This is a genomic window from Streptomyces sp. NPDC090127, assembly GCF_044746945.1.
GTDB lineage: Bacteria > Actinomycetota > Actinomycetes > Streptomycetales > Streptomycetaceae > Streptomyces.
In genome coordinates this window covers 62,217-89,052 of the sequence record NZ_JBIVDE010000002.1, presented here as the reverse complement: position 1 = coordinate 89,052, position 26,836 = coordinate 62,217, and the positions used below count along the sequence as shown (strand labels likewise).

Sequence of the window (26,836 nt, the reverse complement as noted above, 5' to 3'; positions counted from 1 at the left end):
AGGGGCCGTTCCGGAAGATCCCGGAACGGCCCCTTCGGCCTTCGGTGTCACGTCGATCTTCGGTGGACGCGCGCGGGGGTCAGCCCACGGTGACGTGGGCCAGGGCCCAGGAAGTGTGGTCGAAGGACGTTCGGTTGTCGGCGTCCTCGACCACAAGGCGCAGGACGCGGACGCCGCGCACGTCCAGGTCGACCTGGACCGGGCCGGTGGCCGCCGTGAGGGTGGGCGTGGTCAGCAACACGCGGTCGTCGCCGTAGACCTTGGCGCGGGTGGCTCCGACGGAGCTCTGCCGGGCGGAGAAGTCGTCGATGCCGACCAGGGAGGTGAACCGGACGGCGGCGCCGCCGAGGTGGTAGGCGATGTCGCTCGGAGCGTGCACGCCCAGGCCCTTGGCGTGGGTCGTCCCACCGAAGGAGATCAGCGGGCCGTCACCCGCGGCGTTCTTGCCGTTGGAGGCGTCGCGCTCCACCGGTCCCCAGCCGTTGGTGGCGCTGATCCAGGAGAGGTCGGAGAGGTAGGAGTCGCGGGTGGGAGCGGGTGGCGGGGTCGTGACGGTGCCCGTCGCCGGGTAGCGGACGGGACCGGCAGGCGTACGGGCGCTGCCCTCCACGGTGAGCGGCCAGGCGGTCGCGGCGGCGGTGTGCGCGGGCGGGGTGACCTTCCAGGAGGCGGTGAGCCTGCCGCCGGCGGCGAGCCGGTCCGCGGTGGTCGGGCCGGTGGCGGTGACGGTCCATCCGGCCGGGGCGCGAAGGCCGAGCCCGGCGACGGTCCAAGGCCGGGCGGAACCGTTGTCCAGGGTCGCGGTGACCGTGAACGCCTTCCCGGGGACGGCCAGCCGCGGCAGCGTCAGCCGGGCGCCGAACGGGGTGCGCGGGTAGGCGTCCTTCCAGGAGGAGCGCATCAGCGCCACCAGTTCCGCCGCCTTGGCCGGGTACCTGTCGACGACGTCGCGGGTCTCGCCGAGATCGGTGGCCAGGTCGTACAGCTCCACCTGCCACGTGTCGTCGGGGAGGCGGTGGTCCCGCTCGGGGGCGAAACGCACGGCCTTCCAGTTGTCCCGGCGGACCGCCTCCGCGAGCCAGGTGGCGCGCCTGCCGTCCTGGGCGTCGGCCCGGGCGGTGACGCCCCATTCGTCGCGGAACCAGTACAGGTGCCCGTGGCGCGCGGAGTCGGCGCGCCCGGCGAGCAGGGGAGCGGCGGACAGCCCGTCCAGGTCGGTGGGGGAGGGGGCGCCCCCGAGTTCGGCCAGGGTGGGGAGGACGTCGGTCAGTGGCGTGGGTCGGTCACTGGTGCCCTGTCTGACCCGGCCGGGGCCCCAGGCGATCAGGGGGACCCGTACCCCACCTTCGTAGAGGTTGCGCTTGTAGCCGCGCAGCGGACCGTTCGCGTCGAACAGGTCGGGGTTGACGCCGCCCTCCTCATGGGGGCCGTTGTCGCTGGTGACGAGGACGATGGTGTCCTGCTCGAGCCCGAGTTCGCGAAGCCGGTCGACCACCTTGCCGACGAGCGAGTCGAAGTACGTGACCTGGGCCGCGTGCCCCTTGTCGGCCGCGGACCAGCTCCGGTCGGCGTAGGCACGGGAGTCGGGGATGTCGCTGGGGGCGTGCGGAACGTTCGGCGTGAGCAGCAGGAGGAACGGCTCGGACGCGTGGGCGCGGATGAAATCGAGGGCGCGCTGTTCGAGCAGGTCCGGGGCGTACACGGCCTTCACGCCACCGGCGTTGGCGGGGATCGGTTCCTTGACGTCGTTGTGCCACAGGTACGCGGGGTAGTACTGGTGGGCGTGGCCGTGGTCGATGTAGCCGTAGAACTCCTCGAAGCCGCGGGCGGCCGGGTGGCTCTCCTGGCCGGCGGCCTCCGGCCCGAAGCCCCACTTGCCGATGACGGCGGTGCGGTAACCGCGGGCCCGCAGCACCTCCGCGAACGTGGTGTCGTCGGAGGTGAGTGAACCCTGCCCGCCGGACGAGGGGTTGGCGCGCACCCTGGAGTGGCCGGTGTGCAGCCCCGTCAGGAGTGAGCAGCGGGAGGGTGCGCAGACCGCGGCGGTCGAGTAGGCGTCGGTGAAGCGGAGCCCCTCGGCGGCCAGCCGGTCCAGGCGCGAGGTGGTGATCAGCTTCTGACCGTAGGCACCGAGCGAGCCGTAGCCCAGGTCGTCGGCGAGGACGACGACGAAGTTCGGCGGCCGTGTTCCCGAGGGCTCCGCCGTGTCCACCCCCTGCGCCGAGGGCGCCGCCTGCGCAGGCCCCGCGGGGACGGCGCTCAGACCGAGCGCTGCGGTCGAACCGGCCAGGAAGGTACGGCGGCTGGACATGGGACATGCTCCTCGGGTGCGGAGGCCTTGAGGGCGGGGGCGGGAGTGGGGCGGCGGTGGGGCTGTGCGCGTACCGCCGATCATGGGCGGAGGCCCCACGCCAGAACCATGCACGCGACATGAAGAACGTGTGACAGCGCCCGATGCCCTGCCCCCCTGCCCCCTGCTGCCCTGGCTCACGTCAGGGAGCCGGCTGCCCACGGGCATCGGAAGGGGAATGCGTCCGATCGGCTACGTGTCGGTGCGACGCGGGCCGCCACCGGGACACAGAGCTCCCCCAGACCTACGGTCAGGGCTGTTCCCCTTCCCCTTGCGAAAGGTGCAGTCATGCGCCCCGTACGCTCCGCCCTCACCGCGCTGGCCGCCGGTGCCCTCGTCCTCGTCGGCGCCGGCGCCGCGACCGCCGACGTGAACGTGGACTACCACCCGCAGCCCTCGTACACCGTGGTCTTCGGCGACTGGCTGCAGTTCGCCGCGGACGACGTCTTCAACGCCGGCCACGACAACACCGTCGGCTCGAACAACTGACACCGTCCGACGCCGTTCGGGTCCTGTGGATCCGAGCGGCGTCGCACGTTCACGGGCCGGTGAGCCGGCCGGCGCACGCCGTCCTGGTCGGAGCGCCGTCGTACAGAAGACGTGCCGGTCAGTGGACGCGTGTGTCCTGCCCGGTGATCACGATCGCCTGACCGTCGCGGAGGGTGCGGTGGGCGACGCCCCGCGCGCGGTAGTGGGCGGCGACGGTGCCGAGGATCTCGGTCTCGGGGTGGCCGGGTGAATCGATGTGCGGAACCACGACGTAGTCGAGGAGAGCCAGGCCGTCCCAGCGCGTCGAGGCGTGGTAGGCGGTGGCGACGGCGTCCGGGTCGTCGCACGGTTCCAGTCCGTGCAGCGCAGGGGCGAGCACGCAGGCGCCCGCGCTGTAACCGGCGTAGACGAGGGCGTCCCGCTGCACCAGCTCGACCAGGGCTCGGTCCGCACCGCTGCGAGCCAGCGCGTGACGCAGGACGAACACGTTGCCGCCGCGGACCCAGACCATCGGGAAGCGTTCCAGTACGGCGGCGACCTGGTCGGGGGACTGGTCGAAGAAGGTGCGCAGGTCGAGTTCGACCGGCTCCAGGCCGAGTGCGGTGAGGGCGTCGATCTCGCGCTCGACCGCGGCTTCGCGCTCGGCGGCGGGCAGGGCGTCGACGGCATTGGCGATCACGGCGACCCTGGCCGGCCGGCCGGAGCTGCCCAGCAGGGCGAGGAGCTGATCCGGGTGGTCACCGGTCCGCCAGGAGGAAAGGTACATGCGCATCCGCGCACCGTAGTCGGCGCCGCGGTGATCAGTCGGTTCATCGTCTGATCCCTGCGCGACATGAGTACGATCGCCCACGCCGGTCCGAGTACGCACACGGTCGCCCGCCGCGCGGGTCGCCAGAAAGGTGGGGGCATGCGCCGCATACTCCTGCTCGCCCCGCTGTTGCTGCTCACCGCCGGCTGCGCGCCGGCGCAGTCCTCCGAGGGCGAGGCGACGGACGCCGCACGCGAGGTCGCCAGGAAGGCGGGCGAACGGCTGCACAGCCAGCGCCCGCGCACGGCCGAGGAGGTCGGGCGCTCGGCTTCCGGCATCGACGGGGTGGAGGTGCTGCGGATGACGGGCACCTCGACACATGACGGGGACGGCGTCGACGTGATCGTCCGCACGTCCGGCTCGGCGTACAACAGTCGGTTCGACGTCGAACAGGTCACCGTGCTGCGCTGCTTCGCCGTGCGGGTCTCGCCCAAGGCGGAGTGGGGCGAGGACCCGCGCGACGTGGACTGCCCCGACGGCCCTGCGCTGATCTTCGCCCCAGCACCCGAACCGCCGAAGCTGCCGTACGAGGCCCTGCGGGCGAAGCTTCCCCGGGTACCCGTGGGCGGCCGGGTCGACGAGGCCGAGGTGCGCCGTACGCTCGCCGCCCTGGACCTGGACCCGGCGATCCGTACCGAGGTGAAGGCGGACGGCGGCCGGGTCGGCGTCCTCCTGTCGGTCAAGGGCAACGGCTTCGACGCGCAGGACTGCCTCCTGGCCCGCGTGGTCCCCGGCGACACCGAGGTATGGGTACCGACCCGGATCCAGCGCATGCCCGGAGAGGGCGGTTGCAGCATCAGCAACGCACTGGACCCGCAGCCGCCGCCACACTGAGCGGGACGACCTGGCCCCCTGGGGGCCGACGACCCGCGCGATCCGTCGGCCGCTGGCAGACCAGCCCTCACGTTGAGCAAGCGCTTACCAGACAGCGGGAGCGTAGTCAGCTCCGCGCCCGTCCAGGCGCATGATCGGATCGGATCGCAGCGGTCGGGTCCGGCCGGGGTCCTCCGCGGCAGAGTTGGCATCGAAAGGAGGCCTCGTGATCTCAGCACTCAACCAGCTTGTCGATCTCGTCGAGAAGCACCTCGCGGAGGAGCTCGACGTCCGCGAACTGGCCGGGAAGCTCGGCACGACCGAGTACCACCTGCGCCGCATGTTCTCGTCGTTGTCCGGCATGCCGCTGTCGGAATACCTGCGCCGGCGCCGCATGACCGTCGCCGCCGCCGACGTGGTCCGGGGTGCGGACGACCTGCTGAGCATCGCCGTCCGGCACGGATACAGCTCGACCGAGGCGTTCGGACGCGCGTTCCGCGCGGTCCACGGCGCCGGTCTCAGCGACGTACGCCGCGACGGAGGCCCCCTGCGTACACAACCGCAGCTCAGGTTCCACCTGACCGTCGAAGGGAGCGTCCCCATGGACACCCACATCATCGACCGCCCCGCGTTCCGGCTGGTCGGACACGCAGCCCGGGTTCCGCTCATCCATCAGGGCATCAACCCGCACATCCAGCGGCACATCACCTCACTGCCGCAGGACGAGCACCTCCGGCTGAAGACGCTCGGCGACACCGAACCGCGGGGCCTGCTGCAGGTCTGCGACGACCTCGACCCCGACGGCACGGAGGGGAGCGAACTGACCTACCTCCACGGGGTCGCTGCCTCCCGGGAGACGCCGGCCCCCGACGACCTCGACGCCATCGAGGTCCCGGCCGGCACGTGGGCGGTCTTCCGAACCGCCGGCCCGCACCCGCAGGCCCTGCAGACGACATGGGCCGCGACGGCGACCGAGTGGTTCCCGTCGAACCCGTGGCGTCTGCGGCCGGGCCCCTCGATCGTCGCGGTCCTCGACCGCGCGGACGACTTCAGCACCGCGACCTGCGAGCTGTGGCTACCCGTCGAACCGGCGTGACGGACGGCGGTCGCCTACGCTCGCCGTCCGAGCGGATGCCGGTCGGAGGGCGGGCCCGGCGCCCCGTCCGGATCGGAGGAAGCCTGCGATCGGGTGGATAGGTGTGCCGGTGCGTCGTGGTGCGGACGGTCCGGGTCAGGTATACGCGTATGAGCATTTCTCTGCGACACCGACTGCGCGGCCCGGCGGCTGTCTGCCTCGCCGCTTCCTGCGCCCTTCTGCTCGCCGCCTGCGGCTCCGACCAGAAGGAGACCACCAGCACCTCCGCCCGCATCGCACCGGCCCAGACCACCGCCAGCGCCAGCGCGAGCCCCACGGCGTCCGCCTCGCCGCGGCTCACCGATGACCAGGCCGAACGGGAGCGGCTCGTTCCGGCCACGAAGGTCACCTGGGACAAGGCGACGCAGACCGCGGTGGCCACCGTGCCCCAGGGCAAGCTGGTCGAGGCCGAACTCACCTGGGCGCCGCCTGGCGCCGGCGCCAGCGCGTCCGCGTCCGCGACCGCCTCCGGCAGTGCGAGCCCCGCGCAGAGCCCGGGTCAGCAGACACCGGCATGGCGCACGAGCGTGGCCGCGCAGGACGGCACCCTCCACGACGTCTGGGTCGACGGCGTCAGCGGCAAGGTCATCAGCGACAAGCCGGACGCGGATCAGGACTCCGAGGACAAGACCGAGCTGACCGACCGCCTGAAGCGGGCCACCGTGACGCCGCAGCAGGCGGTCCAGACGGCCACCCAGGACAACAAGGGCACCGTCACGGCCGTGGAGCTGGACGACGACTCCTGGTCCGTGGACGTCGTCGACACCAGCTCGTGGGACAAGACGACGTACCAGGTCTCCTCGACCGAGCCGCGGATCATCGCCCAGGAGGTCGACCGCGACTGACCCCGGGGCGGGGGCCGGGGCCGGGGCATCCGCGCCGGCGTCGGTCGCGTCGCCACAGCCGACGAGGGGCCCGGCATGGCCGGGCCCCTCGTCGTGTTTCGCCGCGGCCGCCTTGAGCGGGCAGCCGGCTGGTGGCGGTGGATCAGTAGGCGGAGTCGACGTTGTCGATCGAGCCGTACTTGTCGGCCGCGTAGTTGGCGGCGGCGGTGATGTTGGCGACCGGGTCGGTCAGGTCATGCGGGGTACCGGCGACGTGGTAGGCGTCGAACGTCGGCTGGATGACCTGGAGCAGGCCCTTCGACGGCGTGCCGTTCTGCGCGTTCACGTCCCAGTTGTTCTGGGCCTCCGGGTTGCCGGAGGACTCACGCATGATGTTGCGGTGCAGGCCCTCGTAGCTGCCGGGGATGTTCTTGGACTCCATGATGTCCAGGGCTTCCTTGATCCAGCCGTCGAGGTTGTCGGCGTACTGCTTCTTGGCCTTCTTCGCCGTCTGAGCGTCCACCGCCGACACCTGGGCCGCCGCGACGTTTGCCGATGCCGGGGCCGGGGCCGCCTGAGCGGGCGACTGGGCCAGCGTGAGCGCCGCCATGGCGGCACCAGCGGTGGCTACGCCTGCGACGGAGAGCTTGCGGAATCGGGCGATGCGGCTGGTGGTGTTCTGCGTGGGGGCGGTCATACGCGAGTAACTCTCCCTCTGGGGACGACGTGGGGATGCCGACGCATGTGGTGCGGCGGAAGCGGAGCAGTACTCCGCGAGGCGGCGGGGCGGTCGAGCGAAGTTGCTCTGCTGTCCGGCCCGCACCGGGATCCCCGGAACGACAGCCATGGTTAGGGGCGCTCCGAGCACGACGCAAGGGTGTGACGTACTACCCCACTCCATAGCAAATGGCTACGACGTCCCCGCCCTGGTCCACCCGGGTGCGGGATTGCGGGACCTCGCGCGTACTACCTCCGTTAGGACGTGACGTGGCTCCTGTGCGGGGCATCACAGCCACGGCCCCCGCCGCGGCGCCCGGATGACTCAACGGCCGCGCCTGATCACGCTCTGTCGGTAGGCGGAGCGGACGGCATTCCGCGGTGCTGCCGACGGCGCCTCGACCAGCGCCACGCGGGCGCGACCGACCTGGCCGGCAGCCGGCTGGGAGCCTCCGGGCCGCCTGCGGTGCGGCTACTGGCCCTTCATTTCGATCTCGACGAAGGCCAGCGGCGCGGTACCGGCGTTGACGACCTCGTGTTCGCCGCCGGCCGGGCGGGCGTAGGACTGCCCGGCCCGCAGGTGTGAGGCGCTGACCGTACCGTCAGGGGTGACCACGTGGGTGAGGCCGTCGGTCACGGGGACGACGACGTAGTCGTAGGCGTGCACGTGACGGCCGGTGCTCTGGCCGGGCTCGAAGTCCCAGCGGGTGACCCGCACCCGGTCGTCCTCGTGCTGCACGCTTGCGCGGGCCGTCGTCGTCATGGCCGGTCTCTCCTCGCTGTCGTTGACGCACCGGTGGCCCGGCGGTGGGCGGAATGTCCCCGGGTGGCACGCTAGCTGGCGGGTTTCGCGGCGGCGACAGGGGGATGTCACCAGGCCGTGGCCCGCGGGCGCGGCGGGGCGGGCCGTGGGCGTCGAGGCCTGGGCGGAGTCCGCACGCGCCACCGCGAAACCTCGCGCCCTCCGAGAGCAGGGGCCTGGTACCGGTGGGAGGCGAGGACCGCTCGCCGCGTTGGCCGCAGGGCCGCGGGACGGCACGGGCACCCCCGCCCGGGCCGCCCCGGTCACAGCAGTTCCGTCAGCCGCTGAACACTGCGGGCACCCTCCCGCCGCACGCCCAGGGGGACCAGGGCCGCACGCGTCGGCAGACGTACGCCCCCGGTGAACGCCACCCGCGTCGCAGGGCCCTGCGGCGCCGCCGCCACGCCGATCAGCAGGAACCGGCTCTGGAGCCAGCACCAGCCGGGCCGCTGCACCCCGCGCAGCCGCGCTCGCATGCCGTACGTGCTGCGCGCCACCGCTTCCACGAGTTCGCCCTGCCGACGCACCACGCGCAGCCGCTCCATGTCGGGCACAACCTGCCCGAAGGCACCTTCCAGGTCTCCCAGCAGGGCCCAGACCTGCTCGAATGGGGCGTCGACGTCCGCCTCGGTCACGTGGGCGCCGCGAATGCCGGCGGCCAGGGCGTGCAGGCGCCGTACGGGGTCGAGGTCGGTGACGGGCCAGGTCTCGTTCATGACGTCCACGCCTTCCGGAAGGTGCCGCGGGCCCGGTGCAGCCGCGACTTGACGGTGCCCGTGCGCACGCCGAGCAGGGCGGCGGCGGCGCGCTCGTCCAGGCCCTCGACGTCCCGCAGCATCAGTACCGCACGGTGCTCGGGGGAGAGCCGTTCCAGTACGTCCCTGATGTCGGCGGAGAGTTGCGGATCGCCCCGTGCGGGCAGCGCGCTGAGATCTGCCGGCACGGTGCGGGCGACACGATGCGCGATGCGGACCGCCTCCCGTACGGCGATGGCACGTACCCAACCGCGCAGTGCCGCCGGTTCCTTGAGGGTGCGCAAGGACTTGAAGACCGCCACCAGGGCTTCCTGCGCGGCGTCCGCGCCGTGGCCCAGGGCTATGGGCGCGCAGACGCGGGAGACGTAAGGAGCGAGGACGTCGAGGAGTTCGGCCATGGCGAGGGTGTCGCCGCGCTGGGCGGCTCGCACGAGCCGCACCGTCCGGCCGTCGGGTCCTTCATCGGGTCCTCCACCGGGTCCTTCGTCCGGTCGTTCATCCGGTCGTTCATCGGACACGTGCCGCGTCCTTCCACCACGCCACGCGCAGAGCGGCGACGGCCAGTACCACGCACAACGGGGTGTAGAGCAGGAGGTTGAGCCAGTGGAACGCGGCGCCGGTCTCCTTGGAGAACAGCCAGTAGATCCCCGCCGCGCCGCGCAGCGACAGCCCCGCGGCCACGACCAGGGTGCCCGCGCGCAGTAACCGGTCGCCAGGCCGGCGCGCGTGCGCGAGGACGACCGCAGCGGCGGTGAGGAGCAGCGCGGCAAGGGGAAGCAGGATCGGCGGCGTGAAAGGCACCTCCGTACCGAGAACGGCGAGCGACAGGCTCGTGTCGTCGGCAGCGGGCCAGGTGGCTCCCGTCGTCCAGTACAGGTGGAGCACAGCGTCCACGGTGAGCACCGAGGCGACCAACGCGGCGGCGCGGGTCGGGGCGGGGGTTTCGGGCCGGTACAGCATGGGTTCTCCTAGGCCGGCGGAGGATTCCGTCGCCCTGATGAGGAGCCGACCGCGCGAAACGTTCCCTCGGCGTACGTGAATTCTCCCGAGGCGGGCGCGAGCCCGGACAACCTCCTGCGATTTTGTCGCACGGACGGGCCCGCACCACGCCCTCGCCCGGACTCAGGAGCCGGCCGTGGGGCGGCGGGGGGAGGGGATCGCGCCCAGCAGTTCCCAGAGAGGTGTGGAGCCGGCGGCCCACTGGGCGAGCAGGTGCCGGTCGACCAGGTGGAGCTGTTGGGACTGGGCGAAGGCGACGGCCTTGCGGGTGAAACGGCCGTTGGTGACGAGGACGACGACGTCGCCGTGGTGGACGGGGCGTCCGGTGCCGTTGAGGACGTGCAGGTCTGGGGTGCCGACCGCGGCGCCGGCGAGTCCGGCCCTGCGATGTTTGCACTGGATGACCCACAGGCGGCCGGAAGGGTCGGTGGCCTTCACATCGGCGCCGTTGTCTCCGGCTCCGCCGACCCGGACCGCGTGGGAGCAGCCGTCGCGGCGCATCAGGTCCCGGACGGCTTCCTCGAACCGGGTGTGATGCAGGGCGTCGATCTGCGGAAGCGCGTACCGCAACCCCTGCTCCCGCACCCGGTTCCAGCGGGCGGCTTCCCGACGCCGGTACGCCCAGGCTCCGAAGGCCGCCGCCGCGCCCGACAACAGGACGACCGGCACCCAAGGGTGCGCGGCCAGCCACCGCAGCGCGCCGACGAGCAGGCTCCACACCACGACGAGCACCAGGAGCAGCAGACCGGCCCGCTCCGCACCGGACGCCCGCCTCAGGCGCCGGGACGCCGCACGACGCCTGGGCGCGGGCCGGCGGCGAGGGGTGGAAGCCGCGCGGGACCGGCGCGGGGCGGGGGAGCGGCGGCCGCCCGGCCGGGGCCGTGACCTCACGAGCCTGCCTGCGAGACGCCCTGCACCAACTGGCCGATCCCGTCGACAATCCCCTGGCCCAGCGGGGTGGGCGCGATCAGGATCCCGAGGGCCAGGACGAGGAGCGCGGTGTTCCGTTCCTCGACACGGCTCCTGGCCTGGGTCCTGCGGCGTAACCGCATCACCACGATGACCGCGAGCAGCACCGCCACGTTGATCGTCATCACGCCGATCCCATCCCCACCAGCCCTCGCGTCCAACACGCGCCCCCGTCCGCCCCGTGGCGGCCCAGGACCAGTGCAGCCGACGACGGACTCGGGTCGCAGCAGGTCGGCGAACGATGGCGAGAACCCCGCCGGACACTGTCCGGTTGCCGCCCGGACATCCGTTCTGCGGCCCCGCGAGGGGCGGGGCCGCACGGCGTCAGTTCGCGTCGACCAGCTCGTGCGCCGGCACGGTCACCGTCCGGGCGCCCGGCTTGCCGCCGAGCACGACCTTGCGCAGGGCGCTGTTGTTGGTGAGGTCGGTTTCCTTCAGCCGGTTCTCCGGGTTGGCCAGTACCTGGATGTAGTACGTGCCGTTGGGGAGGTCCGTGATGTCGAAGGACTGGCCGGGCAGGTCCTGCGTGTAGGTGTCACCGGAGCCGACGTCCAGGACCTCGCGGACGGAGATCGAGTTCTCCTGGCCGCACGCGGTGGACAGGTCGGTGTTGAACGGGTGCCAGTTGGCGTTCTTCACCGTGTAGTCGATCGCGTCCGTGTTGGCCAGGCAGAAGGCTTCCTTGCCGCTGCGTACGGTCTCCTTGCGGTCGGCCTTCAGCAGCCGGTAGCTGGCGAAGTCGGTGAAGTGCCAGTGCACATGGCCGGGCCGCGGGTCCCACTCCATCGTGCCGGTGGGGGTGTAGCCGACCTGCTTGCCCTGGGCGTCGTAGAAGTACTGGTACGCGTCCATCATGGCCTTGCCGGGGGAGCGGAACCCGTCCACCACGAGCTGCGCCGGGCCGGCGTTCCAGACGTTGGCGCTGAAGGCCAGGTAGTCCTTGCCGGGGACGTCCTGGGCGCCGTCGCTGATGGTGATGCCGTAGGCCGGCAGCGAGCGCAGGTCGGGCTTGGGCACGTTCGGGACGGACGGCTTGCCGGTGGGCCGCTTGGACATCGGTCCGAGAGCGGGCGCCTTGCGCGAGCCGTCGGTCTGGCCACGGGTGTCGCCGACCTCGGACGCACGCGCGGCCTGCTGCTTCTTGAGAGCCCACGGCAGGGCGGGCGGCGCGGCCTTCAGCGGACCGTGGCCCACGTTGTACGAGGGTCCCGCACCGCTCGTCGACGGTGCGCCGGCCTCGGCGACGGACGGGGCGTGCCCCGGCCCGTGACCGCTGTGCGCGGCCGGTGCGTGGTGCGCCGCGCCGGGGGAGGCGTGCTCACCGGCCTGGGCGGAACGGGGCGCGGCGGCACCCGATCCGTCCTCCCAGCTGCGCTCCTCCACCGTCACCTGCACCGTGGCGGGTTTGTCGGCGATGCCGAACAGGTCGCGGTACTTCTTGGCGACCCGGACCGTGGCGGTGTACGCACCGGCCGCGAGCTTGACCTGGTCGCCGTAGGAGCCCGCGTAGGTGTTGGCGGCCCACCCCTTCTCCACGCCCCACACCGACCCGAGCGTGAAGGGGTTGGTCGGGCAGCTCTCCGGGTACTTCGAGGTGGCCGGCGCGTCGGGCCGTACCCGGCCGCTGGCGTTGTTGGGGCAGAAGTTCTCGCTACGGCGGAGAACCTGCTTGCCCGTCTTGTCGGTGAGGGTGATCTCGGCGAAGCCCGGCAGCCCGGAGAAGTCCTTCACCGTCCCCGTGGGCAGCGGCTTGGCCTTCGACCTACCGCCCTCGTGCACCACCTGCGTGACGGTCACCGGATCCTTGTAGGACTTCCTCGCCACCCGCAGCTCCAGCGGCATGCCCTCCGCGGTGAGGTAGGTGCCGAGGTCGAGGAAGACGCCCGGCTCCTCCTTCCAGGAGGTGAGCGTGATGGAATTGCTTGCCGCGATGAGGCTCAGTGTGGGCCCCGCCGCGGCACTCGCCGACTTCGGCGTCGTGGCCACGAAGCCGGCCGTGACCGCCATGACGGCGATGGCCGTACTGCCGGCGAGCAACGGGCGCCGGAGGACGGAATTACGCGTTCTGGTCATCGTTCCCTCGTCCTTCGAATGCTGTGAGAAGGAAGCAGACAGCGGGTGACACGGCTCGACGCCGCACGAAGCCCGCCTGCCCGGAGGGAAAGAGGAACGGACTCGATGCCGGGTTGTCCGGAGGATCGACAATGCGGCGATACTGGCCGGATAGCACCGCTGCAAAGGGAATCAGGCCATTGTGCCCGGCACACGGCACCCTGCGACCCCCGACCTGCTAGAGCAGCCGCCGGGGCCCCCGCCCCCGTCGGCGCGGCGTGGCCCCACCATCGACGTCATGCTCTCACCACGGCACCTGGTCGCGTGGGGGATCGGCTCGGACCAGACCTCGAACAACTCACGATGGTCGGGCCGGGGTCTGAAGCGGCGGCAGCGCCGAGCGCCGATAGCATCTGGCGATCGACGACGTGCATGGTCGGCGGCATCTGCGGCCGACGAGAACGGTGGGCGCCATGAATGACATGTGGACCGGTGCGAAGATTCGTCTGAGAGGCGTGGAGCCGGAGGACTGGGAAGGCTTCCGCGATCTGGCTCAGCACACCGCCGATGTGCGCAATGCCGACCTGGTCGAGCCTCCCCGCTCGGACGAAGGCTTTCGTGCCTGGACCGCTGAGCGTGCTGGACGTCCGCCAGGTGGAGAAGCGTTCCGGTTGGTCGTCGAGGTGCTTGCCGACCGAGCGTTCGCAGGTTCTGTGACAGTGGGAGAGTCCGACAGCCGTGCGGGCCGGTTCAAGACGGGCATCGAGATCGCCCGTGGTCACCGGCTCAAGGGTTACGCGGTCGAGGCCACCGAGCTGATCCTCACCTACATGTTCGCCGAGCAGCGCTACAACAAGTGCGAAGTAGAGATCTACGCGTTCAACGAGGCGTCCCTCGCGTTGTACCGCAAGCTGGCTTTCATCGAGGAGGGCCGGCTTCGACAGCACGAGTTCATCGCCGGCGGCTACCACGACGTGGTGCTGCTGGGCATCACAGCCGCCGAGTACTGGGCTACACACCAGGCCCCCTCGGTGCGGTAACCAACACCGCCCGCCACCCACGCTCGTGGATCTGACGCCGATCCCTTCCGAACGCGTGTCCGCAGGGCGGCTGGCCCACGTGTGGACGACGGCGGACGGCGCGCGACGGCGGACGGCGCGCCGGTCGGGTCGGCGGGCCGTCCGCGTCACGTCAGGGTCAGCTCATCCGGGCGCCTGCCCCGCACTCGGAGGCGGTCACCCAGCGGTGGGAGCCGATGTGCTTGGCACGTACATGCTGCTTCCGTGGTCGGTCGGCCATGGAAGGTCTGTGATGGTCAGGTCCGGGGACCGACTGTCCTCGCGGCGCGGGCGAACGCCTCATGCTGCATCCGACGACTTGTGTCGATCGCCTCGCCGTAGCGGTCGCGCGGCTCGTCCACGTGGAAACGCTCCGCTCGGCGCCGATGGTCTTCAGGGAGGTGGCCCGCGCGCACGTCGCCTCGTCGGTGGCGATCTTCCGCTCGGCCTCGAACGCCTCGTCGGGCGAGGTCCCGGCCGTGGGCAGGGCGGCGTCGCGTCGGGCCGCGGCGGGGTCGGCGTACGGGTGCCCGGCCCGCTTCATGCGCTGGGCCCACGCGTGCAGTGCCGCCTTGAACGCGCCGGCTCCAGCGGCGGAGGTCGGCTGGACACTCGCTGTCCGGGCCCGCTGAGGCTGTTCCCAGGACGCGCGGCGGTGTCCGCGTCACCCGCGTGGACCGCTCAAGGAGCGTCAGCGACGCCGAGATGGGGAGCGTCGTGCGCGGCGAGTTCGCTGCCCTGTTCGTACGCGGCCGACAGCTCGTCGGCCGAGCGGCTTCAGGCCGGTCTGCATAGCCTTCGTCACACGAAGAGAGAAAGGAGTTCCGCATGACGCCGAAGCAGCCACGGACCGAGCTCGACCCCCGCTACAGCGCCGCGCTCAACCCCCGTCCGGGCGCGCGGAACGTCACCGCCACCGAATGGGCGGAGGCCGAGCGCCGGATGCGGGATGCCGAGGTGTTCTGGATCACCACGGTCCGGCCGGACGGTCGGCTGCACGTCACGCCACTGATCGCCGCCTGGCACGACGGGGCGCTGCACTTCAGCACCGGGCGGGGTGAGCAGAAGGCGAAGAACCTGGCCGGAAATCCGCACTGCGCGCTCACCACAGGTCGCAACTCACTCTCCGACGGCCTCGACATCGTGGTCGAGGGCACGGCGGAGCGGGTGGAGGATCCGGCGCGGCGGGATGCGGTCATCGCCGCGTTCGAGGCGCAGTACGGGGACCACATCACCTCACCGGAGGGGACCTTCTACGGCTTCGGCGACAACATCCGCGAGGGCGACGATCTGCTGTTCGCCGTGGCGCCCGGCACCGCGTACGGCTTCGGGCACGACGGTCAGGTGTTCAGCCATACGCGGTACACCTTCTAGCGGGCCGCCCGGACAGGCAGGGGCGCCCGCTGACCACGTATCTCGCCCCGGACCGCAACCGGACTGATCATGAGCGGTCGCCTCCACCCAGGAGCATCGACGAGGCCAGGTTCTGCCTTCGGCCCAGGGCACGCCTGGCCCTTCCCGTGCGGAGCCGGGAAGGGAGGCGCGGCGCAAGGGGCCGGCACGCTCTGCGGTGGCGGGAACAACGGCACGGGTCGGTGCGCAGGCTGCCTACCGGGGGACGGCCCGCGTGAGCGACGGCATGCCCGCTGTCGGAGCAATCCGGTCCCCGGGCCGGTGCGAGGCGCAGGGTGGGCGGGGTGAGTAACGGCAGCACGTCAGCGGCAGCACGGTCGGACCGACTGATCACCCTGTCCGACGGCATCTTCGCGATCGCCATGACCCTCCTCGCCCTCGACGTCCGGGTTCCGGGGAACCTGGACTCCGCGCAGTTCCGCGACGAGCTCGGGGATGTGGTGCCCGCGCTGGCGGCCTACGCGCTCAGTTTCCTCATCCTGTCCATCTTCTGGCGCGACCAGCGCCAGATCCTGCTGATGGCCGCCAGGACGGGCGGGCTTCCCCAGCACCTGGCCCTCGCCGTGCTCGGGGTCATCGCCCTGGTGCCGTTCCCCACCTCGATGCTCGCCGAGTACGGCGCCCGGGAACCTCTTGCCGTGGCCTCCTACGCCTTCACGATCTGCCTCATCGACCTGCTGCAACTCGGCATGTTCGCCACGTTGAGAGGGCGTCACAAGGTCCAGGAGGTGGGGGAGTGGGGCGACACCGCCGCAGACCTCGGAGCCACCGTCGTCGTGTTCGGCGCCTCCGTGCCCATCGCCTTCTTCGCCCCGCACGGGGCGATGTGGTTCTGGCTCGCCCTGTTCCCGGCGAAGGTCGCGCTCGGACGGCGGGAGCAACGCAGGGAGGCCCGGCGGTCGGCCCCGCCCGACTGAGGACGCGCACCGGTCCGACCCGCAGTTCTCCCGGCGCGCGCCCGGGCCTGGCGATCGGGGTCGGGCGATCGGGGTCGGGCGATCGGGGTCGGGCGATCGGGGTCGGGGTGAGCTTCTTCAGCAGGGCTCCATGGGCGTTCTCGTCGGCTGGGATCGCCCGGAGGCACGGCTTGCCCAGCACGCCCGTGTCGAGGGGTGCCTCGTGTCGGCGTCGCGGGCGCACCCCGAGGTCGCGGTAGGTACGTGCCCGCCGGGGCCGGCGACGAGCTGCCCATCGGCGTCGCCTGCGCCTGCTGGCTGCAAGGGCCCCACACCGGCTACCTGCCGGAAAGCTGCCGCGCCTCGCCAGGCACCTGGTCCGCCGTGCTGTCGGCATCGTCGAGGAAGTCGGTCCCACCGCTGAGGAAGGGTTCCAGGAAGAGCCCTTGATAGCTGGGGTGTGGGCCGGTGGGCGGTTGAGCTGCGGCGGCCGCAGCCTGCTGGGGGACCCCTCGGAACGGAACGGTGGTCATGAGTAACCCTTCACGATCTCGTGAACTGTGGTGGGACGTGGCCATCTTTGCCAACCCGCGGAATCAAGGAAGGCTGGGGCCCGTCGCCGTGATCATATGTGCGGGCACTGCGAATGACCTCCTCATAATCCAGCGATGCCTGACCGCGCCGCGTTCGCAGGGCCGAGGACATGACGAGTGGTGGTCCCGTCGCTTGATCGGGCGTTGTGTGTCCCGTTACCACTCGGGGTGGACGTCGTGGCTGTCGTAACGGGACCCGGTCGCGGTGACCCAGGGCCTGAAACGCCCGGGCCCGGAGGCCTTGTGCGCGTAGATCACAGGTTCCCCCGTCTCGTCGGTGACGATGACGGCTCCCGTCTTCTGGGCGCAACGCAGGGCGTGGGTCCAGTGTCGGCCACGATGGCCGGTGCGGTAGTCGGGGATCTTGCACTGGGTCATCAGCTCTCACCGCCGTGCGATGACGTCGCCTGCCCGGCCGTACGGAACGGGTGGGCGTCCGGCCGGCGCCGAACAGACAGGAATACCCTATTTGTGAGAGTTCTGAACATCTCGGTGCACGGGCCTTGCGCCTTGCGCCTTGCGCATGTCTGTGGCCCGCCGCCGATCACCGCAGCACGGAGAAGCGATGCCGTCGAGCGTCTCAGTCCTCCTCTACAGCAGCGACGCCAACACCCGGGCGCAGGTCCGCACGGCCACCGGGCGCATGCCTGCCGCCGACGTGCCGCCGGTCGCGTTCGTCGAGTGCGCGACCTTGCCCGCAGTCCTGCTGGCCTTGGACGCAGGCCACATCGACGCCTGCGTCCTGGACGGCGAGGCGGTCCCCATCGGCGGCATGGGCGTGTGCTGGCAGATCAAGAACGAGGTCTTCCAGTGCCCGCCGGTCCTCCTTCTGATCGGCCGACCGCAGGACGCCTGGCTGGCCACCTGGAGCCACGCCGACGCGACGACCACCCTGCCCGTGGAGCCGGTGGAGCTCGCCGCGTCCCTCGCCGGCTTGCTCCGCGCGCCCCACTGAACCGGTTCGCGCAGCGCTCCGCCCGCTGCTCGCCGAAGCGCGGCCTCGTCGCCGTTCGGCGGCGTATGGGTGTGTCGGCCGTGACCGCGCGCACCCGCAGGGGGTACACCAAGCCGGGAGCGGGCATCCGCAGCCCTGAAGGACCCCAAGAGCCTCAGGAAGCCCAAGACCCCCAAGACGCCGAGAAACCTGAAGGATGGAAGCACTGTGGACGGAATCGTCCTGCTCAAGGAAGACCACAAGACGGTGGAGAAGCTGTTCAAGCGTTTCGAGAAGGCGGGAGACAACGCGTTCGCGGAGAAACGGAAGATCGCCGACGAGGTGATCGAGGAACTCACCACCCATGCCTGGATCGAGGAGAAGATCTTCTATCCCGCCGCCCGCGAGGCCGCCCCTGGCACGAAGGACCACGTGCTGGAGAGCGTCGAGGAGCACCACGTGGTCCTCTGGATGCTCTCGGAACTCAAGGACCTCGACGCCCACGACGAGCGGTTCGACGCCAAGATGTCCGTCCTCATGGAGAACGTGCGCCACCACGTCGAGGAGGAGGAGAAGGAGTGGTTCCCCGAAGTGCGCAAGGCCATGGGACGTAACCGCCTGACCGAACTCGGCGAGCGCATGGAGGCGGCCAAACCCAAGGCCCCCGGCGACCCTCTCGCCGTACCCAGCGCGGATCTGTAGAAGAACACGCTGCCGGCGAGTCCGCCGACCGGCCGCCTCGTGGCGGGGCCCTGCCAAGGCGGCCACAGCGCTACGGCCCCACCGTCCCGATGCCCGGACGGTAGACGAAGGGTGAACGCCATGGCACAGACGGCGCTCGTCGTGATCGACATGCTGAACACCTACGAACACGAAGACGCCGACGCACTCGTACGCTCGGTCCGCGAGGCGCTGCCAGGAGTGGAAAAGCTGCTGAAGCGTGCCCGGGAATCCGATGCCCCGGTGATCTACGTCAACGACAACTTCGGCCGCTGGCGCTCCCACCACGGCGAAATCCTCCAGGAGGCGCTGGCAGGCCCCCACCCCGACCTGGTCGAGCCCATCGCTCCTGACGAGAAGTCGCTCTTCGTCGTCAAAGCCCGTCATTCGGCCTTCTTCGAAACCCCTCTGTCCTACCTGCTGGCCCAATTGGGGGTCCGCCGAGTGGTCCTGTGCGGACAGGTCACCGAGCAGTGCATCCTCTACTCCGCACTGGACGCGTACATCCGCCACTTCGACGTCAGCCTCGCCCCCGAAGCGGTCGCCCACATCGACGCCGGTCTCGCCGACGCCGCGCTACGCATGATGGAACGCAACATGTCCGCTCACGTCTGCTCGGTGGACGCGCTCAGCTTCGACGACACCGCCGAACAGTCCGGCTGAACGGCCCTGAGCCGTGGGCCAGCCCCGACTGCCGTCGTGATCATGGCGGCAGGTCTCTCCCTACGCGCTGCCACGTCGCCGAGGGGCGCATGGCCAGCCCTCCGCGTACGCCGTGATCGGCCTCTCTCGCGATGAACGCGCTCCGCAGCGGGGTCGGCCACGCGATGATCACGCCTTAGGCGTGCCCGTGGAGGGGCAGGCCGGCCGCCCTCGAAGCCGTTCCCGGCACCCCGCGAGTGCGGGCTGCGCCCGCTCGGTCAGCTCCTGGTCCGCGGAACGCTCACGCGGGGCGGTGTCACGCGGGGCGGTGTCATGCGGGGCGGTGTCATGCGGGCCAGGTCTGTGCCGATGGCGTGGCGGGGCCGAGGACGGCCAGGGGGATCGCCTCGCGCTCGCACAGGCGGCGGGCGCGTGCGAGGACGCTGAGGCAGGCGGGTGACGGTTCGGCTGTGGGCAGCTGGACCCTTACCCGGGTGTACGGACGGTGCGCGAACAAGAGCATCTCGATCTCCAGCGTTGCTGCTGCGCGGCTGGAGATGTCGAGGTTGCGCAGGATCTCAAGGTGCAGGACGCCGTCCCGCACTGCGTGCCTGATCAGCAAGTTTCCTCCCGCATTCACGGGCTGCCCCGCCGACGGGGCGGCTCATCGCGGTGGCGCGACAGAGGCCAGCCTGCTCATTGTGCCCCGAAAGGACGGAACGGGCCTGACGGGCGGCATTCGGGAGCGCGCCGCCGCCACGGAGGACCCCGTCCTGGCTTCGAAGCACGGATGAGGCGACGAGGCCGGGGGCGCGCCGCGCAGGCGGAGCCCGAGGGCGAGGGCGGGCACCGGCGGGGGCGCGCGGCCCGATCGGCGCTGGTCTGAGTCGAAGGGCGCATAGAACGGCGCCTTCGGGTAAGTCGCCGGGCCATGGAGCACACAACGAATCCAGAGCGGGGGGACGACCGCGATCCCGGCGCTGGAGAATCCGGAAGTGCGGGGCCGTCCGAGCAGGTCGAGGAGCGCGCGCCGGACCAACTCTCGCAGTTGCCGAAACAGTCCTGGAAGGCCGTGTTGCGCGGCACGCTGAAGGAATTCAAGGACGACGAGCTGACGGACCGCGCCGCGGCCCTGACCTACTACGGCATCCTCGCCATCTTCCCGGCGCTCCTGGCGCTCGTGAGCATCCTGGGTCTCGCGGGGGAGTCGGCCACCAGGCAGGTGCTGGACAACATCCAGAAGCTCGCGCCCGGCCCCGCACGCGACGTGATCACCGACGCGGTGCAACAGCTTCAGGGCAACAGCGGCCTCGGATCCCTCGCGGCCGTCGTCGGCCTGATCCTGGCCATCTGGTCCGCCTCCGGATACATCGCCGCGTTCATCCGGACCTCGAACGCCGTCTACGACATGCCCGAGGGCCGCCCGGTGTGGAAGATCCTCCCGCTGCGCTTCCTGTTGACGGTCACGCTCATGATCCTTCTCGTCGCCAGCGCGCTGATCGTGGTGTTCACCGGGGGTCTGGCCCAGCAGGCGGGCGACGCCCTCGGTGTGGGCGACACCGCGATGACGGTGTGGTCGATCGCGAAATGGCCGGTCCTGGTCGTTCTCGTCACGACCATGATCGCTCTCCTGTACTGGGCAGCTCCGAATGCGAAAGGCCGAGGCTTCAGGTGGATCACCCCCGGCAGCCTCCTGGCGCTCGTCCTCTGGATGATCGCCTCAGCCGGCTTCGCGTTCTACGTGGCGAACTTCGGCTCGTACAACAAGACGTACGGCACCCTGGCGGGTGTGATCATCTTCCTGGTGTGGCTGTGGATCACCAACCTCGCCATCCTCCTGGGCCTGGAGTTCGACGCCGAGATGACTCGCCAGCGCGCCATCAGCGGTGGCCATCCGAAGGACGAGGAGCCCTATGTCGAGCCCCGGGACACGCGGAAGTGGACGGAGGAGGATCGGCGCCGCCTTGAATAGGCCTCACCGTGGGCGACCCGCGGCCCGCACGACAGTGTGAGGGACCGGCGCCGCCGACGGGCAGGGCTTACGACATGTCGTGCTGGGCGGCGAATCCCGTCCGCCAGGTCGACCACTGAGGCTGCCAACCCCGGCCGCGAGCAAGCGCGTTGACAGCGCCACGCTCCCACTCCTGCCGACCTGCCACCCGGCCGGGTGCAGGTACGCCGAGGGCGCCGGCCAGGGACGGAAGCCACTCGTGGGCGGGAGCGGGCTCGTTGTCGACGATGTTGACCGGTCCGCCTGGCCAGTCGACCGCGGCCAGCGCGGCGCTTGCCGCGTCGGCGACATGGACGAAGGAACTCACCGCGTCGTTCGCCAGCGTGCTCCCGAGGAAGCGCGCCGATCGGTCGCCGGCCAGGGCCGCCGCGAAAGCGCCCCCCGGCGCGTACCAGGTGCCGGGCCCGTAGAGCAGGCCGTAGCGCAGCACGACCGCTGTCTCCACCTCGGCCGCCGTCTCCTCCAAGGCCCTGACGGCGGAGACCACCCCGGCTCGCGGTTGAGCGGCGGTGTCGTCGAGCGGTACCGCCTCCTCGGCCGGGCCCTCGCCCGGCGCGTACGCCCAGGCAATCGACTGTGCGACGATCCGTCCCACCTGAGCCGCCTTCGCGGCCTCGACCAGGTTCCAGGTGCCCTCCCGGCGTATCCGGCCGTTGGCGGCCCCATCCGCGCCGGACAGGTCGGTGAGCTGGTGGATCAACACCTCTGGCGCTGCCGCGCAGACCGCGTGCCGCAGCCTCTCCGCATCGAGCGCGTCCGCCTGGATTCCTGTCGCGCCGAGGCTTCTGATCCGCTCGACACCGGCCAGGGACCGTGAGGTTCCGGTGACCTCGTGGCCGGCCTCGACCAGCATCGGGACGAGGAGACCGCCGACTGCGCCGGTGGCGCCGGCGACGAAGACACGCATGAGAACTCCACTTCAAGGACCGGGCGGAGGGCCCGGTGATCGAGGACGCGCCGACCGGGGGTGCGGCCGGGGTGCGGCCGGGGCCGCACCCCGGACCGACACACCCCGGCAGGACGGCCTGGACCGACACACCCCGGCGCCGCCTCCTGACGACCCGCCACTTCCCGCCCCCATACCGAGACGGCCCCCGTACATCGTGGCGGGTCACCGGCGTCAGAGGATCGTGTTGTAGATGCCCCAGCCGTAGCCGATCTGCTTGCGGGTCGAGGCAGGGACGATGCCGGAGCCGCGGTAGACGGTGTCGTACGCCCAGAGCTTGCCGGACGTGTCACGGGCGAGAAGGTTGCCGCCCGAACCCGTCAGTGTCCCCGTCCAGGCGAGGGAGTTGTAGATGTTCCAGCCGCCGCCCACGCGAGTGCGCGGGGAGAAGCCCGGGAAGCGGGTGTCGTACGCCCACAGGACGCCGTCCTTGTCCCGCGCCACCGGGTTGTAGCCCTGCGCCTGCCCGGCGATGGCCGTGTAGATGTTCCAGCCGCCACCCATGTTCGTGCGGCCTTCGAGGGCGTACGCCGGGTCGTCGGCGCCGGTGAACGAGTACCGCCAGAGCGTGCCGGCCCTGTCCCGGGCCAGCAGGCCGGTGCCGTAGCCGGTGAGAGCGGTGTACTGGTTCCAGCCGCCGCCCACCCGCGCCCGCGGTTTGAAGGGGGCGGCCGTGTTGCCCGAGCCCTCGTAGTACCAGAGGACGCCGTCCTTGTCGCGGGCCATGAGGTCGCCCCGGCCCGCCGCGTTCCGGAACGTGACGGGCACGATCGCCGTGTAGGCGTTCCAGCCGCCGCCGATGCGGGTGCGTGCCTTCAGGGGCTTGTCGGGACGGCCCGAACTCTCGTACTGCCAGAGGACACCGGACGTGTCGCGGGCGAGGACCGTCGTCCGCAGGTGCGCTTCCGGGGTGCCCTTGACGAACTGGAAGGAGACAGGACCACGGTCGGTCACCCTCCCGGTGCCGTCAACCACTTCGAGGGTGGCCGTGACGGTCCCGAGAGAGGCCGCGTAGGTGCTGGCGTCGACACGGATGTCGTACGTCAGGGTGGTCGAGTACCCGGCCCGGGCGTCGACCTCGGGGAGCGGGGCCACGTGGTGCGGGCTGTCCCACGAGCAGGGCTGGAAGGCGCCGCCGTTGACGGCACAGGTGGAGTCGACGAAGGCGTACGGCGGCAGTTCGTTGCCGGCCTCGTGCGGTTGTGTCGGCAGGAGCAGGCGCGCCTTCATCCGGCCGCCGGTGTAATGCGAGAGCGCGACCTTGACCCGTGCGGTGACCGGACTCTCCTCGCCGGAGGGCACCACCAGCGGGCCGCCCTCCTGCACGACCGTCCCGGTCGCGGCGGTCGAGGCGGTGGTGCCCGGCGGAACCGGTGCGGCGGTCGCGGCGGTCGAGGCCGTTGCGCCCGGCGGAACCGGTGCAGCCGTCGCGGCCGTCGCGCCGACGGTGGCGACGACGCTCAGTGCCGTGGTCGCCACCAGGGCCATACGCGTACTTCGTCTCATGAACTCCCCAAACGATCTCGGTGCCTCCTTGGACCACCGAGGGACCCGCATGGTTGTACCGACACGCCGACTCCATGAGCCCCGCCTGGCATCCGTACCGGAAGCGGCCCCGCGCGCCCGGCCTCGGAGCCGGACGGACAGGGTCGGGTCGCAGAAGCCTCAGACTGCGACGGAGAGCAGGTCGACCACGAAGACGAGTGTCGAGCCCGCCGGGATCAACGGCGAGGGTGACTGGTCGCGGTAGCCGAGGCGCGGGGGAACGATGATCTCGCGCCTGCCGCCGACCTTCATCCCTCTGACCCCGCGGTCCCACCCCTTGATGACCTTGCCGCCGCCCACGGCGAACTTGAACGGCTGGCCCCGGTCCCAGGAGGCGTCGAATTCCTCTCCGGACGCGAAGGTGACCCCGACGTAGTGAACCTGGACAACCCTGCCCGGCTTCGCCTCGAGCCCGTCCCCGACGACGAGGTCGCGGATGGTCAGCTCGGTGGGAGCGTCACCCTCCGGAAGGTCGATCTCGGGCTTCGTCAGTTCGCTCATCGATGCAGCCTCACTCGCTCGCCGCCGGAAGCCCTCGTACAGGCCAGCCAGGCGCATGGTCACTCCATGCAGTAGATCATCGGCCCCTGCGCACAGTCACCCGCCGCATCCGTGCCGGGGGCTCGCTCGCCGACGGTGACATTCCCTCAGCCGGCCAAGGGGGCTAGAACCGGGGGACCCTCTCTGACCTCGCCGTATCCTTGGCCTGAACTATTGCGGTGAGTGATCGGTTCGGGGAAGATTCCGCGCCGTGACCATCTTCACCGCCGTCGTCCTGGGCGGGCTTCTCATCCTCCTCTACCGCCTCTTCGTCATCCCTCGCCGTGTCGACGGCTGGGTCGCAGAGCACTTCGTGGCATCCGCCTACGGACTTCCGCCCCGTGAGGTTCTCGACCCCCGGCGCGCCGGCCCGCCCCCGCCCGCTCACCGGACCGAGGAGCGGCAGGCCGTCGCCGACGCCGCGTGGGCAGGGGACTGGAAGTCCGCCGAGCGGTACGTCAGCGCGGCGGGCGAGGACTGGGACGAGCGCTGGGGCCGGCTGGAGCTTCTGCAGCACGTCGCCCAGGAAGACGACGCGTGGCTCGACGAATGGCGCGCCGCCGAGCCCGGGAACTGCGACGCGGCAACCCTCCACGCCAGCCTCATGGTCCACCGCGCCTGGGAGATCCGGGGCAGCGGCTACGCCCACGAGGTCCTGACCTCGGACATGGACCGCTTCCGCGCCATGCTCCCGGCCGCGATCGAAGAGGCCCACAAGGCCGCGCTGCTCGACCCCGCCAACCCGGGCCCCTGGGTCGTCATGATCACGGCGGCGCGCGGAGCGCAGTACGGCCGCGCGCAGTTCAAGCCGCTCTGGGACGGGCTCGTCGCCCGCGCGCCCCACCACTACGAGGGGCACTGGCAGGCCCTGCAGTACTGGTGCGCCAAGTGGTTCGGCAGCGACCGGCGGATGATGCGGTTCGCCGGCCAGGCGGTCCGCAAGGCCCCGGCCGGCAGCCCGCTCGCCGGGATCTACCTGCACGCGCTGAACGAGCTCACCGACAGGCCCGCCGCCGCCGGGCTGCCCGTCACACCCATGCGGAGGAGTCTGCTGAAGCAGGTCGCCGCCTCGTTCGATCTGGTCGAGCCCGACGACGAACGTCTGCCGGCACTGCGCCATCTCCTGGCGCACTACATGCTTCGGTCGATGATGTACGCGGCCGCCCTGGAGCAGTTCCGCCTGCTGGGACCGTGGTGCGGTGCCCAACCTTGGCGGAAGGAGGGGAGCCCGGTCGTGCCGTTCGAAGCTGCCCGTGGGGCGGCCGCGAAGCTGTCCCGGGCCCGGCCCGCCCCGGCGTCGCAGGTCTACGGGATGGGCCGCTAGCGCGAACGCGCCCCTGCCACTCACGCACCTCGCTGACGGCGTATGCCCCGGGGCCCCGTGGCGGGGAACCCGGGGATACCAGCTGTGCGATTGTCGGTCGAGCGTGATAGTCACTACCCCACCGGGCGGAGTGATCAATGACTCGCCCGTTCGAACATGGCAAGGGGTGGGGACATGGCGTTGCTCCGCGATCTGGGGCTCACGCTGGGGAGATGGACCGGTCGGCCCGCTGCGAAGGTGCAGCAGGACTCGGGCGATCCCGATGTGGCGCGCGTGCGCCAGGCCGCCGGCACGGGGGACTGGGGGACGGTGCGGACGGTGCTCGAGGCGCGGGCCGAGAGCGAGGACCGGACGGAACTGCTGTGGGCCGTCGGTGACACGGCGGGGGTGGAGCGGTGGATCGCCCCGATCCTCGAGGCGGAGACGGACGCGCTCCCGCGGCTCGTCGCCGGGATCCGGCACATCAGCTGGGGGTGGGAGGCCCGCACGGGCGCGTACGCGCAGGACGTCTCGCAGGAGCAGTTCGAGGTGTTCCACACGCGGCTGCGGACGGCGGAGCGTTGGCTCTACGAGGTCGCGGAACGCGAGCCCGGGTGGACGTCGCCCTGGTACGGCCTGCAGATGACAGGTCGCGGGCTGCAAGTCGGCCAGTCCACGGCGCGGCGCCGGTTCGAGGCGACCGTGCGGCGGGACCCGCACCACCTGGGAGCACATCAGCAGCAGTTGCAGCAGGTCTGCGAGAAGTGGAGCGGCTCGCACGAGGAGATGCACAGCTTCGCGCGCACGGCGGCTTTCGGCGCACCGGCCGGCACGCTGCTGGGACAGCTCGTCGCGATCGCGCACATCGAGCAGTGGCTCTCCCTCGACGCGGGGGCTGACGCCGCGTACATGGGGCGGCCCGAGGTGACGGCTTCCCTACGGGAGGCCGCCGACCACTCGTACCGGCATCCGGACTTCGTCCGCCGGGGCGGCTGGCTCCAGGTCTGCAACACCTTCGCCATGGCGTTCTCCCTGGCCGGTGAGCGTGACGCCGCACGTGAGTGCTTCGAAGCCACCGAGGGTCGGGTCACGGAGTTCCCGTGGTACTACATCGACGCCGACCCGGCCGCCGCCTACCGAGGGCAGCGTTCGTCGACCGGACGCTGAGCCGCCGCGCATCCGGACGCTGAGCCCAACCGCTGAGCCCCGCGCACCCAACCGCTGAGCTGCCGCGTGCCCGGACGCTGAGCCCGCGCGCGCCCAACCGCTGAGCCCCCCGAACACGAACGCTGAGCCGCCGCGTACCCAACCGCTGAGCCCCGCGCACCCTCAGACCGGCACCGCGCGCACCCCTCGTCCGCCCCTGCCCCGGCCCCCGCGCCAGCCCGCCCGTCCGTCTCCTCCCGTCCACACGCCGCCCACACCGATCACACTGCGGGCGCACCCACCGAAAGACGTCGCCAGGTGTCCTCTTCCGAGACCGAGACCGAGACCGCTCACACCTTCCAGGTAGACCTGCGAG

28 protein-coding genes are annotated in these 26,836 nt (G+C 71.2%); 13 read left to right on the top strand and 15 right to left on the bottom strand.

The genetic code is table 11. The features are described 5' to 3' along the window. Window positions 1-79 precede the first annotated feature (79 nt). On the bottom strand, window positions 80-2,311 hold the full coding sequence (locus tag ACIPPS_RS06055) for a sulfatase-like hydrolase/transferase (RefSeq protein WP_401427429.1): 2,232 nt from the start codon (window positions 2,309-2,311) through the stop codon (window positions 80-82). Between the two features lie 327 nt (window positions 2,312-2,638). Here ACIPPS_RS06055 and ACIPPS_RS06050 point away from each other — a divergent pair, with 327 nt between their 5' ends. Further along, window positions 2,639-2,839 carry a hypothetical protein gene (locus tag ACIPPS_RS06050; RefSeq protein ID WP_401427427.1) on the top strand — a complete coding sequence of 67 codons (201 nt, stop codon included), beginning with the start codon at window positions 2,639-2,641 and terminating at the stop codon, window positions 2,837-2,839. 118 nt (window positions 2,840-2,957) lie between these two features. Here the strand turns inward: ACIPPS_RS06050 and ACIPPS_RS06045 are convergent, their stop codons facing one another. After that, a complete protein-coding gene (locus ACIPPS_RS06045; protein ID WP_401427425.1) occupies window positions 2,958-3,611 on the bottom strand; it encodes a Type 1 glutamine amidotransferase-like domain-containing protein in 654 nt (217 codons plus the stop codon). Window positions 3,612-3,746: 135 nt separating this feature from the next. Here ACIPPS_RS06045 and ACIPPS_RS06040 point away from each other — a divergent pair, with 135 nt between their 5' ends. The 3 genes from ACIPPS_RS06040 to ACIPPS_RS06030 all read left to right on the top strand — a co-directional run bounded on the left by ACIPPS_RS06040 (window position 3,747) and on the right by ACIPPS_RS06030 (window position 6,440). Further along, window positions 3,747-4,481, top strand: a complete 735-nt coding sequence (locus ACIPPS_RS06040) for a translation initiation factor IF-2 (protein WP_401427423.1) — start codon at window positions 3,747-3,749, stop codon at window positions 4,479-4,481. A gap of 205 nt (window positions 4,482-4,686) precedes the next feature. Continuing rightward, a complete protein-coding gene (locus ACIPPS_RS06035) occupies window positions 4,687-5,556 on the top strand; it encodes a GyrI-like domain-containing protein (protein ID WP_401427420.1) in 870 nt (289 codons plus the stop codon). A gap of 149 nt (window positions 5,557-5,705) precedes the next feature. After that, window positions 5,706-6,440 carry a PepSY domain-containing protein gene (locus ACIPPS_RS06030; protein WP_401427417.1) on the top strand — a complete coding sequence of 245 codons (735 nt, stop codon included), beginning with the start codon at window positions 5,706-5,708 and terminating at the stop codon, window positions 6,438-6,440. Between the two features lie 142 nt (window positions 6,441-6,582). Here the strand turns inward: ACIPPS_RS06030 and ACIPPS_RS06025 are convergent, their stop codons facing one another. The 8 genes from ACIPPS_RS06025 to ACIPPS_RS05990 form a co-directional block, all read right to left on the bottom strand. Further along, window positions 6,583-7,116, bottom strand: a complete 534-nt coding sequence (locus ACIPPS_RS06025) for a transglycosylase SLT domain-containing protein (RefSeq protein ID WP_401427414.1) — start codon at window positions 7,114-7,116, stop codon at window positions 6,583-6,585. 492 nt (window positions 7,117-7,608) lie between these two features. Then, the gene (locus ACIPPS_RS06020; RefSeq protein WP_401427411.1) at window positions 7,609-7,899 is read right to left on the bottom strand and encodes a cupin domain-containing protein; all 291 of its coding nucleotides are present in this window, start codon (window positions 7,897-7,899) and stop codon (window positions 7,609-7,611) included. Window positions 7,900-8,201: 302 nt separating this feature from the next. Next, a complete protein-coding gene (locus tag ACIPPS_RS06015) occupies window positions 8,202-8,654 on the bottom strand; it encodes a hypothetical protein (protein WP_401427409.1) in 453 nt (150 codons plus the stop codon). After that, on the bottom strand, window positions 8,651-9,124 hold the full coding sequence (locus tag ACIPPS_RS06010; protein WP_401427406.1) for an RNA polymerase sigma factor: 474 nt from the start codon (window positions 9,122-9,124) through the stop codon (window positions 8,651-8,653). Before ACIPPS_RS06010 ends, ACIPPS_RS06015 begins: the two co-directional genes overlap by 4 nt. 76 nt (window positions 9,125-9,200) lie before the next feature. Then, window positions 9,201-9,653 carry a DUF3995 domain-containing protein gene (locus ACIPPS_RS06005; RefSeq protein WP_401427404.1) on the bottom strand — a complete coding sequence of 151 codons (453 nt, stop codon included), beginning with the start codon at window positions 9,651-9,653 and terminating at the stop codon, window positions 9,201-9,203. A 162-nt stretch (window positions 9,654-9,815) separates the two neighbouring features. Next, a complete protein-coding gene (locus ACIPPS_RS06000) occupies window positions 9,816-10,433 on the bottom strand; it encodes a restriction endonuclease (protein ID WP_401429486.1) in 618 nt (205 codons plus the stop codon). Between the two features lie 146 nt (window positions 10,434-10,579). Further along, window positions 10,580-10,789, bottom strand: a complete 210-nt coding sequence (locus ACIPPS_RS05995; protein ID WP_401427402.1) for a hypothetical protein — start codon at window positions 10,787-10,789, stop codon at window positions 10,580-10,582. A 196-nt stretch (window positions 10,790-10,985) separates the two neighbouring features. Continuing rightward, on the bottom strand, window positions 10,986-12,734 hold the full coding sequence (locus tag ACIPPS_RS05990; protein ID WP_401427400.1) for a lysyl oxidase family protein: 1,749 nt from the start codon (window positions 12,732-12,734) through the stop codon (window positions 10,986-10,988). 452 nt (window positions 12,735-13,186) lie between these two features. Here ACIPPS_RS05990 and ACIPPS_RS05985 point away from each other — a divergent pair, with 452 nt between their 5' ends. The 3 genes from ACIPPS_RS05985 to ACIPPS_RS05975 all read left to right on the top strand — a co-directional run bounded on the left by ACIPPS_RS05985 (window position 13,187) and on the right by ACIPPS_RS05975 (window position 16,101). Then, on the top strand, window positions 13,187-13,753 hold the full coding sequence (locus ACIPPS_RS05985) for a GNAT family N-acetyltransferase (protein ID WP_401427397.1): 567 nt from the start codon (window positions 13,187-13,189) through the stop codon (window positions 13,751-13,753). Between the two features lie 846 nt (window positions 13,754-14,599). Continuing rightward, window positions 14,600-15,145 carry a pyridoxamine 5'-phosphate oxidase family protein gene (locus ACIPPS_RS05980; RefSeq protein ID WP_401427394.1) on the top strand — a complete coding sequence of 182 codons (546 nt, stop codon included), beginning with the start codon at window positions 14,600-14,602 and terminating at the stop codon, window positions 15,143-15,145. A gap of 314 nt (window positions 15,146-15,459) precedes the next feature. Beyond that, window positions 15,460-16,101 (top strand): TMEM175 family protein, encoded by a 642-nt coding sequence (locus ACIPPS_RS05975; protein ID WP_401427391.1) that lies wholly within the window; start codon window positions 15,460-15,462, stop codon window positions 16,099-16,101. 728 nt (window positions 16,102-16,829) lie between these two features. Here ACIPPS_RS05975 and ACIPPS_RS05970 read toward each other — a convergent pair. Then, window positions 16,830-17,051, bottom strand: a complete 222-nt coding sequence (locus ACIPPS_RS05970; protein WP_401427388.1) for a hypothetical protein — start codon at window positions 17,049-17,051, stop codon at window positions 16,830-16,832. Between the two features lie 187 nt (window positions 17,052-17,238). Between ACIPPS_RS05970 and ACIPPS_RS05965 the strand changes: the two genes are divergently transcribed. From ACIPPS_RS05965 to ACIPPS_RS05955, 3 genes are all read left to right on the top strand, one after another. Continuing rightward, on the top strand, window positions 17,239-17,628 hold the full coding sequence (locus tag ACIPPS_RS05965) for a hypothetical protein (RefSeq protein WP_401427385.1): 390 nt from the start codon (window positions 17,239-17,241) through the stop codon (window positions 17,626-17,628). A gap of 207 nt (window positions 17,629-17,835) precedes the next feature. Then, a complete protein-coding gene (locus ACIPPS_RS05960) occupies window positions 17,836-18,309 on the top strand; it encodes a hemerythrin domain-containing protein (RefSeq protein ID WP_401427383.1) in 474 nt (157 codons plus the stop codon). Window positions 18,310-18,429: 120 nt separating this feature from the next. After that, complete coding sequence (locus tag ACIPPS_RS05955; RefSeq protein WP_401427381.1) at window positions 18,430-18,990, top strand: isochorismatase family cysteine hydrolase; 561 nt, start codon at window positions 18,430-18,432, stop codon at window positions 18,988-18,990. Window positions 18,991-19,315: 325 nt separating this feature from the next. Here the strand turns inward: ACIPPS_RS05955 and ACIPPS_RS05950 are convergent, their stop codons facing one another. After that, window positions 19,316-19,591, bottom strand: coding sequence for a hypothetical protein (locus ACIPPS_RS05950; protein ID WP_401427378.1), 276 nt, complete (start codon window positions 19,589-19,591; stop codon window positions 19,316-19,318). A gap of 309 nt (window positions 19,592-19,900) precedes the next feature. Here ACIPPS_RS05950 and ACIPPS_RS05945 point away from each other — a divergent pair, with 309 nt between their 5' ends. Further along, on the top strand, window positions 19,901-20,941 hold the full coding sequence (locus ACIPPS_RS05945) for a YihY/virulence factor BrkB family protein (protein ID WP_401427375.1): 1,041 nt from the start codon (window positions 19,901-19,903) through the stop codon (window positions 20,939-20,941). Window positions 20,942-21,008: 67 nt separating this feature from the next. Here the strand turns inward: ACIPPS_RS05945 and ACIPPS_RS05940 are convergent, their stop codons facing one another. The 3 genes from ACIPPS_RS05940 to ACIPPS_RS05930 all read right to left on the bottom strand — a co-directional run bounded on the left by ACIPPS_RS05940 (window position 21,009) and on the right by ACIPPS_RS05930 (window position 23,972). Further along, window positions 21,009-21,887: an NAD-dependent epimerase/dehydratase family protein gene (locus tag ACIPPS_RS05940; RefSeq protein ID WP_401427372.1), complete on the bottom strand. Its 879-nt coding sequence runs from the start codon at window positions 21,885-21,887 to the stop codon at window positions 21,009-21,011. Window positions 21,888-22,100: 213 nt separating this feature from the next. Beyond that, a complete protein-coding gene (locus ACIPPS_RS05935) occupies window positions 22,101-23,432 on the bottom strand; it encodes a hypothetical protein (protein ID WP_401427369.1) in 1,332 nt (443 codons plus the stop codon). Window positions 23,433-23,591: 159 nt separating this feature from the next. Next, complete coding sequence (locus ACIPPS_RS05930) at window positions 23,592-23,972, bottom strand: FKBP-type peptidyl-prolyl cis-trans isomerase (RefSeq protein ID WP_401427367.1); 381 nt, start codon at window positions 23,970-23,972, stop codon at window positions 23,592-23,594. A gap of 250 nt (window positions 23,973-24,222) precedes the next feature. Between ACIPPS_RS05930 and ACIPPS_RS05925 the strand changes: the two genes are divergently transcribed. After that, a complete protein-coding gene (locus tag ACIPPS_RS05925; RefSeq protein ID WP_401427365.1) occupies window positions 24,223-25,335 on the top strand; it encodes a hypothetical protein in 1,113 nt (370 codons plus the stop codon). Window positions 25,336-25,509: 174 nt separating this feature from the next. Continuing rightward, on the top strand, window positions 25,510-26,481 hold the full coding sequence (locus ACIPPS_RS05920) for a hypothetical protein (protein ID WP_401427363.1): 972 nt from the start codon (window positions 25,510-25,512) through the stop codon (window positions 26,479-26,481). Window positions 26,482-26,836 lie beyond the last annotated feature (355 nt).